Here is an 11,229-nt window from a genome sequence, read left to right on the forward strand (position 1 = left end):
TCCGAGCCGATGCCCGTCGCGGCCACCTTCGCCTTCGCCCGCGACGACGGCGCCACCCTGGGCGACGTGGCCCGTCTGGACACCATGGTCACCGTGGTCGACGCCGTGAACTTCCTGCCCGAGCTGCGCGGGGGCGACGAGCTGACCGCGCGCGGCCTCGACCAGTACGAGGACGACGAACGCACCGTCAGCGACCTGCTGATGGATCAGGTCGAGTTCGCCGACGTGCTGGTGCTGAACAAGACCGACCTGGTCACGGCCCAGGAGGCCGACCGGCTCGCCGCCACGCTCGCCCGGCTCAACCCCGCGGCGCGGATCGTCCGCGCGACCGGCGGCCGGGTCCCGCCCGCCGAACTCCTGGGCACCGGCCTCTTCGACCTGGCCAAGGCCCAGGAGGCCCCCGGCTGGGTGGCCGAGCTCAACGGCGACCACGTGCCGGAGACCGAGGAGTACGGCATCACCAGCCTGGTCTACCGCGCCGAACGGCCCTTCCACCCCGGCCGGCTCTGGAAGCTGGTGAGCGAGCGCCTCGACGCGGGCGAGTTCGGCACCGTACTGCGTTCGAAGGGCTTCTTCTGGCTCGCCTCCCGCCCGGCCGTCACCGGCCTGTGGTCCCAGGCAGGCTCGGTCGCCCGCTTCGAACCCTCCGGCCTGCGCTCCACCATGAGCCCGCCCACATACCTGGCCGGTCTGACCGATGCCACGGCGCTGACCGGTCTCGGCGACGAGCAGGTGCACGGCGGCCAGGAGCTGGTCTTCATCGGCACCGGCCTGCGCAAGGACGAACTGCGCGTCGCCCTCGCCCACTGCCTGCTGGACGACGCCGAGCACGCGGCCGGGCCCCACGTCTGGACGGCGTTCGAGGACCCGTTCCCCGCCTGGGACGAGTACGCGCTCCAGCAGGACCACGACCACTCCCACGCGTAACCATCCACCCACCAGGAGGAATCCGCCATGGCCGTCCCCAAGCGCAAGACGTCCCGCAGCAACACCCGGCACCGCCGCGCCAACTGGAAGGCGACCACGCCCCAGCTGGTGCCGATCACCATCGACGGCCGCGAGCACCTCGTGCCACGCAACCTGGTCCGCGCCTACGAGCGTGGCCTGCTGACTCCCGGGGTCTGAGACGCCATGCCTGTTCACCGGGGTAGTTGATGTGTGCGTCTTCAGGAGCAGGCGCAGTCGCCTGGGTCGGCCTCGGTGGCAGGGAGGCCGCAGCAGGCTTCGCCGCGCCAAGCCTGTCGGCCCTCCTTGACCGCGATCGCGGCGATCGCCAGGGCGGCGACCGGGTCGGCCCAGGACCAGCCGAGGGCGGCGTTGGCGAGCAGGCCGGCCAGCAGGACCGCCGAGAGGTAGGTGCAGAGCAGCGTCTGTTTGGAGTCGGCGACCGCCGAGGCCGAGCCGAGTTCACGTCCGGCGCGGCGCTGGGCGGCGGAGAGGACCGGCATCACGGCCAAGGACGCGGCGGCCAGCACGAGCCCAGGCAGCGAGTGCTGCGGGTGACTGCCGCCGTAGAGCGTGAGGACGGCGTCACTGCTCACGTAGGCGGCCAGCGCGAAGAACGACAGTGAGATCATCCGCAACGTGATGTGCTCCCGTGCTTCGCGCACGGCGTGCTCGCGGGCGGAGAACTGCCAGGCCAGGGCGGCGGCGGAGGACACCTCGACGAGGGAGTCCAGGCCGAAGCCGACCAGCGCGGCAGAGGAGGCCAGGCCGCCTGCGGTGATGGCGACGACGGCCTCGACGACGTTGTACGTGATGGTGGTGGCGGCCAGCAGCCGTATCCGGCGGGCCAGGGCCTCGCGCCGATCTGCGGACGGCATCAGCAGCACTTCTGGTCGTCGGCGTCCGGGCAGCTGCGGGCTTGGTCGACGGTGACGACGGCGGTGCGAAGGTCGTCCAGGGCGTGGCCGAGCCGGGGGTCGGCGAGCTCGTACCGGATACGGCGCCCCAGCGGGACGGCCACCACCAGGCCGCAGTCGCGTAGGCAGGCCAGGTGGTTCGAGAGTCGTGTCCGGGAGATCCCCAGCGCCTCGGCCAGATCGGCGGGGTGTGCCGGGGCATCGCGCAGGGTGAGCAGGAGGCGGCAGCGGATCGGGTCGGCGAGTGCGCGGCCGAACCGCACCAGCACGTCGACGTCGGTGGCAAGGGTTGGCATGCGCCTCACGGTAGTTCATGCATCTCTGAATTCATAGATCTATGAACTATGTGTGAGGGCCAGTCAAAGTTCGGCAATGATTTTCATCTCAAAGTAAAACAGCCTGGTTCTGAAAATCGTTTCCGACTAGCGTGGGAGACGTCCAGCCGAGACGGGAGACGGGCCCTTCCCCAGGGGGTCCGCACGCTCGTGATGAGTAACAGCCTCAAGGAGTACCCACGCCATGCGCGTCGTTCTGCCCCGCTCCATCTGCAGACACCCCGCCCGCCTCTCCCTGAGCGTCGCGGCTGTCGCCGCCCTCGCGGCCACCAGCGCCTGCTCGACCTCCTCGCCGGCGAAGACGAGTCCGTCCAGCACGGCCGGCTCCAAGACCATCCAGGTGGTAGCGGCGGAGAACTTCTGGGGCAGCATCGCCACCCAGCTCGGCGGTGACCACGTCAAGGTGACCAGCATCATCACCAACCCGGACACCGACCCGCACTCCTACGAGCCGACCGCCGCCGACGGGCGGACCATCGCGGGCGCGGACTACGTGATCACCAACGGGATCGGCTACGACGCGTGGTCGGAAAAGCTCCTCGCCGCGAACCCGGGACCGAACCGGACGGCGCTGAAGGTCGGTGACCTGGTGGGGAAGAAGGAGGGCGACAACCCGCACCAGTGGTACTCGGCCGAGAGCGTCACCAAGGTCATCGACCGGATCACGGCCGACTACAAGAAGCTGGACCCGGCCGACGCGGCCTACTTCGACAGCCAGGAGAAGACCTTCACCACCCAGACCCTGGCCACGTACAACAAGCTGGAAGCCGACATCAAGGCGAAGTACGCGGACACCCCGATCGGCGCCTCCGAGTCGATCGTCACCCCGCTCGCCGATAGCGTGGGCCTGAAGATGCTCACCCCGGAGACCTTCCTCGACGCGGAGAGCGAGGGCACCGACCCGACCGCCGCCGACAAGGCGGCCATCGACCAGCAGATCTCCGGCAAGCAGATCAAGATCTACGTGTACAACAGCCAGAACTCCAATCCCGATGTGGTGGCCCAGGTCGACGCGGCCAAGAAGCAGGGCATCCCGGTGGCCCAGGTCACCGAGACCCTCGCCCCCGCGAACGCCAGCTTCCAGGACTGGCAGACCCAGCAGCTGCAGGGCATCGCGGACGCGCTGAAGGCGGCGACCGGCAAGTGAGCATCCACCCGACCGAAGAGGTCCGTACGACCATGGGCCCCAGCATTCGATCAACTGGGTCCGAGTCAGGCGCCGAGCCGGTGCTGTCGCTGCGCGGCGCAGCCGTGCGCGTCGGCGGGCGGAGCCTCTGGTCGGGTGTCGATCTGACCATCGGGGCCGGGGAGTTCACCGCCGTCCTCGGCCCCAACGGGGTCGGCAAGTCCACCCTGGTCAAGGTCCTGCTGGGGATCCTTCCGGCGGCGGCCGGTGAGGTGCGGGTGCTCGGCGGCACGCCCGGCGCGCGCAGCTCGGCCGTGGGGTACCTGCCGCAGCGGCGCAGTTTCGACGCGAGCGTGCGCATCCGCGGGGTGGACGTGGTGCGGATGGGCCTGGACGGGGACCGGTGGGGGATCCCCGTCCCGGGCCTGGGCCGGGCCAAGCGCAGGTCTGCCCGCGACCGCGTCGCAGAGGTCGTCGAGCTGGTCGGCGCGAGCGCGTACGCGCACCGGCCGATCGGGCAGTGCTCGGGCGGCGAGCAGCAGCGGCTGCTGATCGCCCAGGCGCTGATACGGCGCCCGCGCCTGCTGCTCCTGGACGAGCCGCTGGACAGCCTCGACCTGCCCAACCAGAGCGCCATCGCCGCACTCCTCGGCCGGATCTGCCACCAGGAGGGCGTGTCCGTGGTGATGGTCGCCCACGATGTGAACCCGATCCTCCACCACCTGGACCGGGTGGTCTACATCGCCGAGGGCGGCGCCGTCGCCGGCACGCCCGCTGAGGTGATCACCTCCGAGACGCTGACCCGCCTCTACCGCACGCCCATCGAGGTGTTGCGCACCTCGGACGGGCGGCTGGTGGTCGTCGGCCAGCCCGAGGCGCCGGCGCTGCACAGCGACCGACACTCCGAGCCCGGCGCGGGAGGTGGCCATGTTTCTGGCTGACGCCTCATCGCCCGCCTTCTCCTGGAACCTCCTCGCTGACTTCCAGGAGATGTGGGCGTATCCGTTCATGGTCAACGCCTTCCGGGCCGGCGCGATCGTCTCCGTGGTCTGCGCGGTGGTGGGCTGGTTCATGGTGCTGCGGCGGCAGACCTTCGCCGGACACACCCTGTCCGTCGCCGCCTTCCCCGGCGCCTCGCTGGCGATCCTGATCGGCGTGAGCACCAGCCTGGGCTACTTCGGCTTCTGCGTGGCCGCCGCCCTGGTGATCGCCGCGCTCGGGCGCAAGGGCCGGGACGCCGGCGCGGAGGAGTCCGCCGTCACCGGGACCGTGCAGGCCTTCGCACTCGCCTGCGGCTACCTGTTCATCAGTCTGTACAAGGGACTCCTGGAAGGGCCCACCGCTCTGCTCTTCGGCAGCTTCCTCGGCATCACCACCGGCCAGGTGACGCTGCTGGCGATCGTCGGCGCGCTCGTCCTCGCCGTCCTGGCGGTGATCGGACGCCCGCTGCTCTTCGCCACCGTCGACCCCGAGGTCGCCGCCGGACGCGGAGTACCCGTACGCCTGCTGTCCACCGTGTTCCTCGTCCTCCTCGGGGCGGCGACCGCCGAAGCCAGCCAGATCACCGGCACGCTCCTGGTCTTCGCGCTGATGGTGATACCCGCCGCCACCGCCCAGAAGCTCACCTCCCGACCGGGCCGTAGCCTGGCGCTCGCCGTGCTGATCGGATTCGCCTCCTGCTGGCTGGGCCTGATCGCCGCTTACTACCAGCCCTACCCGCTCGGCTTCTTCGTGACCACCATCGCCTTCACCGGCTACGTCCTGGCCCACCTCGGCCGTGCTCTGCACGAGGTGCTCGGCCGGTCCCGCTCCCGCGGCCGGACACCGCTCTCGATCGGAGGTACGGCATGAACGTGCTCACCCAGCCCTTCTTCCAGCACGCGTTGCTGGCCGGTACCGCGATCGCGCTCGCGGCTGGCCTGGTCGGCTACTTCCTCGTCCTGCGCGCCCAGATCTTCACCGGCGACGCACTCAGCCACGTCGCCTTCACCGGCGCGATGGCCGCCCTGGCCGGCGGCTACGACCTGCGGCTCGGGCTCTTCGCCGCCACCATCGGCGTCGGCCTGCTCATGGCCGGCATCGGCCGCCGGGGCCGTCCCGACGACGTGGCGATCGGCAGCGTCTTCGCCTGGATCCTGGGTCTCGGCGCCTTCTTCCTCACCGTCTACACCACCTCCCGCAGCGGAGCCCAGGGCGGCGCCGGAACGACCGTCCTGTTCGGCTCGATCTTCGGGCTTAGCACCGGCCAGACCCAGCTCGCAGTCCTGATCGCCGCCGCGATCAGCGTCGTGCTGCTGCTGATCGCCCGCCCGCTGCTCTTCGCCACCCTGGACGAGGCCGTCGCAGCCGCCCGCGGCGTGCCCGTACGGCTGCTCGGCTTCGGCTTCCTCGCCCTGGTCGGTGCCACCGCCGCCGAAGCCACCCAGGCGGTCGGCTCCCTGCTGCTGCTCGGCCTCCTCGCCGCCCCGGCCGGCGCCGCGATCCGCCTCACCGACCGTCCCTTCCACGCCCTCGCACTCTCCGCCGGCCTCGCAGTCGCCGAAATGTGGGGCGGCCTCCTGCTCAGCGCCGAGGCCCCCGAACTCCCGCCGAGCTTCGCCATCATGGCCACCGCCAGCGCGGTCTACGCCGCGACCTTCCTGATCCGCCCCCGTCGCACGGCCCTCCCGGCAGCGGCCTGACCACCATGCCGCAACGGGGGAACAACACGAACGGCACACGGGCCTCCGCCCTCGCGGCGGCGTTCGACCGCAGCGAAGGCACCGCCGCCTGGCCAGGATGCCGCACTGCCGACGCCGCGCCATCGGCGCCTCCAGGTGAGGTCGAACTGATCGGGAGGCCGACGCGACAGCGCACCGAAGTCCTGCAAGCCCTGGCCCACTGCCAGGAGTTCATCAGCGCCCAGCTGCTCCATGTCGGGCTGCTCGCGGCCGGCTCGCGCGTGGGTTTGAGCACCGTCTACCGCACCCTTACTGCACTCGTCGCGGTCGGCCGCGCCGAGGTGCTCCGCGACGCCAACGGCGAGCGGCTCTTCCGCTACCGCCCCGACGATGACCACCGCCACTACCTGCTCTGCCGTCAGTGCGGGATCAGCATCCCGGTGGACGCGGACCCGGTCGAGACCTGGGCCGACCACATCGCCCGAACCTCCGGCTTCGCCGACGTCCAGCACACCGTGGAGCTCGTCGGGACCTGCACCGGCTGCACTACGGAGCGGGCCGACCACTGAACTCCCGGACCGAGCGGAGCCGCCTGGGCCGTTCTCACCCCAGCTGCACCGGTGCTGTGGTCTACTTCCTCGTGGTCAAGGACGCCGTAGCAGTGAGGCCAGCGCCCGGCTCGATCGCCCCGACAGACAATTCACTTGCTGATTCGGCCGGCTGACCGATGATTCCTCCAGGAGCATGACGGCACGGGAGGACGGCAGATGGCGAATCCGAGCGGACTTCCCGACTTCGGCGACCGCCGGGCCGAGCCCACCACGCATGAACTCTCCGAAGGCACGGCCGGACTGCTCCGCGAGGTCGACGTCGCGCTGTCCTCCAACCGGTGGGCGATGCTCGACACCGGATCGGCGACGGTGAAGCTCAGGCTCTACGAGGCGGCTTCGCTGCGCCACTGCTGTCTGCTCCTTGGGGAGCTTGCCCAGGCCGCCGGCAGCAGAGCCGAGCTGACCGTCCGGATACTCGGGCGATGCCTGGTTGAGGCATTCCTCCGAGCGCTCTACCTCCACTACGGCGGCCAGGACGCTCTGGTCCGCCTTGCTCAGGACACGCTGCATCAACACATCAAGATGCACGAGAACATCCAGGACTCCAACCAGCGCCTCGTCAGGGACCGCCGGGCAGCTCGAAGGCGTCTCGCGAAGGTCCGGGCCACGAACAGGGGAATCGCCCGGCGGAACGCCGAGCAGCCGAGCAAGGCGCCGCTGCCACTCCATCCCGAGCCTTACGTTCCCAGGCTGGCGCCGAGCGGGCTCGACCTGAGCGCAACCATCGCGGAGTTCGGCGCACTGACCCCGCAGGCGCTCACCGTTGTCGAGACCGTTGACGCACTGACGAACCTCGGGCCCGAGAAGGGATTCAGCAACGAGGACCTCGCACCGATGTACCACCTGTACCGTGGCCTGTCCGCCCGCGGAATACACCCGTCGTTCGCGGTGTACGAGTTGTACCTCCTGCACGGGCACTTCCTCCGCACCGCACCGGATCTCGGCCCACCGGCCATGACGAACGCCGAGGTCCCCGGAGGGCGATGCTGGCAGCGGCGCGGCGCTGTTCAGAGAGGGCCCGGGTAAAGGAAGTGGCTGCGACGCCGCCGACCACGATGAGGGTGTCGATGCCGTGCCGGTGCAGGCACGGACGGCCTTGCGGGCGAGGCGGGTTGGCACGCGGAGGCGCCCGAGGGCTGGTTCCCCGGCTGGCAAGGCCCGCGGCGACGCCTGCGCCGGGTGGCGGTTACGTCCTAGGGGGGCGTGTCCCGGTACGGGGCGTGCGGCTGGGGGACGGTGTGCTGCTCGGAGACGTCGATGCGTGGCGCGGCGGTGGCGGGGGCGTCGGGGGTGGGCTTCCAGGTGCCGGTGAGGTCCACCCAGCTGTCGGTGGCGGGGGCCGGATCGTCGGCGTGTACCAGGACGCGCAGGCGGCGGGCGTCTGCCGCGCAGCAGCTGACGACCAGCCGGTTGAGGTACCACTCGCCGGGCTGCGTGCCGGGGGAGACGAAGCCGGTGAGACGGACCTTGCGGCCCTCCAGGCTCCGCTCCGGGTTGTGGCTGCGGCCGATGAACTCGGTGAGCGACATCGGGGTGATCACACCGGCCCAGGGGTCGGAGGTGGTCCCGGACGGGCCCGGGGCCGGCGGCGCTGCCAGGGGGGTGTAATCGGTCTGCTCGACGACGGCGTCCGTGCCGTCCCGGTTCGCGCTGAACGAGCCGAGAGGGGGCGGGGCGAGGCAGAGCAGCAGGACGGCGGGGACGGTCAGCAGCCACGCCACCCTCGGACCGTGCCCATGATCGTGCCCGTGTGCGTCGTGGTCGGTGGGCCGGTGCCAGACCGCGTTGCCCTCGGCGTCGCGGCCGAAGCTCATCACCGGCTCCTGCCGGCGCTTTGTCAACCTCCCTAGCACACCCGCGATCCCAAGCCCTACCAGGATGATCCCCGAGGCGATCAACGGGAGGCGCAGGCCCTCCTTCACGTACTGCAGAAACACATCGCTGCCGACGGTGACCCGCAGCAGCGCCGCGCCGACCAGGGCGACGAGCAGGGACGGGGCGAGGCCCCGGACGGTGGTCTTCACAGCAGGACCCCTCCGATCAGGATGCTGGCGAGGACGGCGACCGCGAAGGTCGCGGAGGAGAATCGGACGGCGAACCCCCGCCCGAAGGCGCCCGACTGGAGGGCGATGAGCTTGAGGTCGACCATCGGACCGACGACCATGAAGGCGAGCCGCGCGGTGGGGGAGAAGCCGGTGAGCGAGGCGGCGACGAAGGCGTCCGCCTCGGAGCAGACCGCGAGCACCACGGCGAGGCAGGCCAACGCCGGTACGCCCAGCCAGGGTTCGTCTGCGAAGAGCCGCAGCGCTGACGGTGGGACGAGCACGTTGAAGGTGGCGGCTGCCGCGGCACCGACCACCAGGAAGCCGCCGGCGTTCAGGAAGTCGTGCTGGAGGCCGCGCCGAAACTCCTCCAGCGGGTTGCGCGCGCCCCCGCCGTGACCGGTCGGGCCCTTGGGCAGCCGCAACCACTCGGGCCGGCCGAACGCCACCCAGAGCCAGCCCATCACGACCGCCGTGAGCAGCGAGGCCACCAGACGGGCCAGCACCATCTCCGGCTTGCCGGGGAAGGCGATCGCGGTGGCGACCAGTACCACCGGGTTGACGGCGGGTGCGGAGAGCAGGAATGCCAGGGCTGCGGCCGGGGCCACCCCACGTCTCATCAGACTGCCGGCTACCGGGACGGAAGCGCACTCGCAGCCCGGCAGTACGGCGCCGGCCAGTCCGGCCACCGGTACGGCGAGCGCCGGGTTGCGCGGCAGTACCCGGATGAACACCCGCTCCGGGACGAACGCCCCGATCGCGGCCGAGACCACGGTGCCCAGCACCAGGAACGGCACGCCCTGCACCACGATGGCGACCATGACCGTCCGCCATGTCTGCACGCCGCCCACGTCCCACACCCGTACCAGGGCGGCCGTCGCCACAGCCGCCGCCACTGCCCCGAACAGCAGCGCGGGCCTCCAGCGGCGCGGGGTCTCCGCCGGTGCCGCCGGGAGGTGCCGGGCGCTGCCGAGACTCGTCTCCACCATGGTGTCCGCCCCTCAGCCCGCTCGCCGCCGATCCGCGGCGATGCCTGTCTGCTCACCGTCAAGTGGGGGAGCGGAGACAGAGTAGCGGTGATAATCATCTTCATCTAGACCTTCCATCCCCGGCACTCCGTGGATACCCTGCATCCACGGAGTGTGCCGAACTCCCGGCGGGGTGCCCCGCGCGGGCTGTCGGAAGCCTTCGGCGACACCGGCGCCTCTGGCAGCTCCCTGGCGTAGCGTCGGCGCGGGCGCCGGGTGTTCGCCCCTCGTCCGGCCCGGTGGTCATTGCGGGGCCGTCCTGCTGGCGGGCACCCTTCCGGGAACCGCGCCCGGCGACCGGCGCCGTTGCCGAGAACATCCGGCTCGCCCGCCCCGACGCGACCGATGTCGAAATCCGGGCCGCGGCCGAACCCGCTGCGGCGGACGAGTTCATCACCCGTGAACTGCCCGAGGGGTACGACACCCTCCATGCAAGCACAGTTCTGATGATCCATCAGAAGAGTCAGCAAATAGTCAGCATCGATCCGATTGAACGCTGTCACACACGTCCAGACGTGAGACTGCGCAGATCTTCGGTTCGGGTCCGTCGAGAGGCTGGCCACACTGCTGGGTCACCGGGGCGGCAGTCCACCCCAGTGTGGCGGCCAGCGGGGAATGTGCGCCTTCACTGCCAAGCGTTTCTGCAGGTCAGTCCGCTCTCCCTCGTGTGAACAGCAGCATGGGGACGACCTCCGGAGCACGCAGGTGGGCGCAGTCGTAGCCGTGTACCTCGCCGAACAGGGAGCCCTTCTCTCCGGCGTTCCGTGCCAGTACGATCTCCGGACCGGATCGGACGATGAAGTTCCACTGCCACATCGCCGCCCACGAGGACCACGGCATGATGAGCTTCATCGACGTCGTCCGCTGACCCCCACCCGCCCCGCAGCACCCGCGGCATGGGGCGTTCTCCGAGGACGGCGAACACCCCATGCCGTGCCGGTCCGAACCCAAGGCCCGCCACTGCCGTGATCCCCTCGCGCGAGCAGCTCAAGGTGCCTGGACTGCACGGTGAGGAGCGTCCCGGCTCCGTGCTCGTGACGTGGTCACCGGGGGCAGCCTGCTCCTCCGTCGACTGCCTTTACAGCTCAGTCGCGGGAATCGGATGTCCCAGGCGCGGTGCTGCCTCGGCCGCCGCTGTGTGTCGCCCGCGCCACCACGGCGCAGGTGCCGACTTCGCCTCCACCTGGTTTCCGCTGCCGAGTATCTTGACGGACTCCGTACGCACGGGCTCCGAGTCTTGACACGTTCTTGTCCCCACCTCTGCGGGACGATTGAGCGGGGGCTGGTGCGATGGCTGGCGCGTGGATTTCGTCAAATCGGGTGCAGGGGGATGCGGTTCCGTCGTCCTCCTCGCGTAGTGTCCGGTCGCGGTCGGATAGTTCGAGTGTGTGAACTGGGTTCCCACCTCCACCCCGGTGTGGCAGCGTCGCTACGAGCCGAGCAGGGCACTGCCCAACTTCTCCCCGCACCAGATGCCGTGGGCGGCCGGCGGCTCAGCCCTGGGAGTGGCCGTCGACCAGTAGCCGTGGCGGAGCCTCGACCCGTGTGAGCCGTCACCCGCGGGC

14 protein-coding genes are annotated in these 11,229 nt (G+C 70.5%); 9 read left to right on the forward strand and 5 right to left on the reverse strand.

All coding sequences use genetic code 11. From position 1 onward, the window contains the following. The coding region (locus ACFVXG_RS39320) for a GTP-binding protein (protein ID WP_387934919.1) at positions 1–927 on the forward strand (927 nt) is incomplete at its 5' end. 27 nt (positions 928–954) lie between these two features. Next, positions 955–1,125: a 50S ribosomal protein L32 gene (gene rpmF / locus ACFVXG_RS39325; protein WP_387934921.1), complete on the forward strand. Its 171-nt coding sequence runs from the start codon at positions 955–957 to the stop codon at positions 1,123–1,125. 41 nt (positions 1,126–1,166) lie between these two features. On the opposite strand, the gene ACFVXG_RS39330 is transcribed toward rpmF, so the two are convergent. Further along, complete coding sequence (locus tag ACFVXG_RS39330) at positions 1,167–1,823, reverse strand: cation transporter (RefSeq protein ID WP_387934923.1); 657 nt, start codon at positions 1,821–1,823, stop codon at positions 1,167–1,169. Then, on the reverse strand, positions 1,823–2,158 hold the full coding sequence (locus ACFVXG_RS39335) for an ArsR/SmtB family transcription factor (RefSeq protein WP_387934925.1): 336 nt from the start codon (positions 2,156–2,158) through the stop codon (positions 1,823–1,825). Before ACFVXG_RS39335 ends, ACFVXG_RS39330 begins: the two co-directional genes overlap by 1 nt. 223 nt (positions 2,159–2,381) lie before the next feature. On the opposite strand from ACFVXG_RS39335, the gene ACFVXG_RS39340 reads away from it, so the two are divergent. The 6 genes from ACFVXG_RS39340 to ACFVXG_RS39365 all read left to right on the forward strand — a co-directional run bounded on the left by ACFVXG_RS39340 (position 2,382) and on the right by ACFVXG_RS39365 (position 7,620). After that, the gene (locus ACFVXG_RS39340) at positions 2,382–3,344 is read left to right on the forward strand and encodes a metal ABC transporter solute-binding protein, Zn/Mn family (RefSeq protein ID WP_387934927.1); all 963 of its coding nucleotides are present in this window, start codon (positions 2,382–2,384) and stop codon (positions 3,342–3,344) included. Then, positions 3,341–4,264, forward strand: a complete 924-nt coding sequence (locus ACFVXG_RS39345) for a metal ABC transporter ATP-binding protein (RefSeq protein WP_387934929.1) — start codon at positions 3,341–3,343, stop codon at positions 4,262–4,264. The genes ACFVXG_RS39340 and ACFVXG_RS39345 overlap by 4 nt, the downstream gene beginning before the upstream one ends. Then, a complete protein-coding gene (locus ACFVXG_RS39350; RefSeq protein WP_387934931.1) occupies positions 4,251–5,174 on the forward strand; it encodes a metal ABC transporter permease in 924 nt (307 codons plus the stop codon). Before ACFVXG_RS39345 ends, ACFVXG_RS39350 begins: the two co-directional genes overlap by 14 nt. Further along, the gene (locus ACFVXG_RS39355) at positions 5,171–6,004 is read left to right on the forward strand and encodes a metal ABC transporter permease (RefSeq protein WP_387934933.1); all 834 of its coding nucleotides are present in this window, start codon (positions 5,171–5,173) and stop codon (positions 6,002–6,004) included. Before ACFVXG_RS39350 ends, ACFVXG_RS39355 begins: the two co-directional genes overlap by 4 nt. Positions 6,005–6,009: 5 nt before the next feature. After that, on the forward strand, positions 6,010–6,552 hold the full coding sequence (locus ACFVXG_RS39360; protein ID WP_387934935.1) for a Fur family transcriptional regulator: 543 nt from the start codon (positions 6,010–6,012) through the stop codon (positions 6,550–6,552). A gap of 198 nt (positions 6,553–6,750) precedes the next feature. Next, positions 6,751–7,620, forward strand: a complete 870-nt coding sequence (locus tag ACFVXG_RS39365) for a hypothetical protein (RefSeq protein WP_387934937.1) — start codon at positions 6,751–6,753, stop codon at positions 7,618–7,620. Positions 7,621–7,787: 167 nt separating this feature from the next. On the opposite strand, the gene ACFVXG_RS39370 is transcribed toward ACFVXG_RS39365, so the two are convergent. The 3 genes from ACFVXG_RS39370 to ACFVXG_RS39380 all read right to left on the reverse strand — a co-directional run bounded on the left by ACFVXG_RS39370 (position 7,788) and on the right by ACFVXG_RS39380 (position 10,516). Next, entirely contained in the window at positions 7,788–8,618 is an 831-nt protein-coding gene (locus ACFVXG_RS39370) for a TIGR03943 family putative permease subunit (protein ID WP_387934939.1), read from the reverse strand. Further along, a complete protein-coding gene (locus ACFVXG_RS39375; RefSeq protein WP_387934941.1) occupies positions 8,615–9,625 on the reverse strand; it encodes a permease in 1,011 nt (336 codons plus the stop codon). Before ACFVXG_RS39375 ends, ACFVXG_RS39370 begins: the two co-directional genes overlap by 4 nt. Positions 9,626–10,312: 687 nt before the next feature. After that, a complete protein-coding gene (locus ACFVXG_RS39380; protein WP_387934943.1) occupies positions 10,313–10,516 on the reverse strand; it encodes a hypothetical protein in 204 nt (67 codons plus the stop codon). Positions 10,517–11,052: 536 nt separating this feature from the next. On the opposite strand from ACFVXG_RS39380, the gene ACFVXG_RS39385 reads away from it, so the two are divergent. Next, positions 11,053–11,187: a hypothetical protein gene (locus tag ACFVXG_RS39385; protein WP_387934945.1), complete on the forward strand. Its 135-nt coding sequence runs from the start codon at positions 11,053–11,055 to the stop codon at positions 11,185–11,187. The last annotated feature ends 42 nt before the right edge of the window (positions 11,188–11,229 follow it).

The organism is Kitasatospora sp. NPDC058162, from assembly GCF_042884005.1.
Taxonomy (GTDB): Bacteria; Actinomycetota; Actinomycetes; order Streptomycetales; family Streptomycetaceae; genus Kitasatospora.

Coding starts and splice junctions, on each gene's coding strand:
- rpmF (WP_387934921.1), top strand. CDS start 955: ATGGCCGTCCCCAAGCGCAAGACGTCCCGCAGCAACACCCGGCACCGC.
- ACFVXG_RS39330 (WP_387934923.1), bottom strand. CDS start 1,823: ATGCCGTCCGCAGATCGGCGCGAGGCCCTGGCCCGCCGGATACGGCTG.
- ACFVXG_RS39335 (WP_387934925.1), bottom strand. CDS start 2,158: ATGCCAACCCTTGCCACCGACGTCGACGTGCTGGTGCGGTTCGGCCGC.
- ACFVXG_RS39340 (WP_387934927.1), top strand. CDS start 2,382: ATGCGCGTCGTTCTGCCCCGCTCCATCTGCAGACACCCCGCCCGCCTC.
- ACFVXG_RS39350 (WP_387934931.1), top strand. CDS start 4,251: ATGTTTCTGGCTGACGCCTCATCGCCCGCCTTCTCCTGGAACCTCCTC.
- ACFVXG_RS39355 (WP_387934933.1), top strand. CDS start 5,171: ATGAACGTGCTCACCCAGCCCTTCTTCCAGCACGCGTTGCTGGCCGGT.
- ACFVXG_RS39360 (WP_387934935.1), top strand. CDS start 6,010: ATGCCGCAACGGGGGAACAACACGAACGGCACACGGGCCTCCGCCCTC.
- ACFVXG_RS39365 (WP_387934937.1), top strand. CDS start 6,751: ATGGCGAATCCGAGCGGACTTCCCGACTTCGGCGACCGCCGGGCCGAG.
- ACFVXG_RS39375 (WP_387934941.1), bottom strand. CDS start 9,625: ATGGTGGAGACGAGTCTCGGCAGCGCCCGGCACCTCCCGGCGGCACCG.
- ACFVXG_RS39380 (WP_387934943.1), bottom strand. CDS start 10,516: ATGAAGCTCATCATGCCGTGGTCCTCGTGGGCGGCGATGTGGCAGTGG.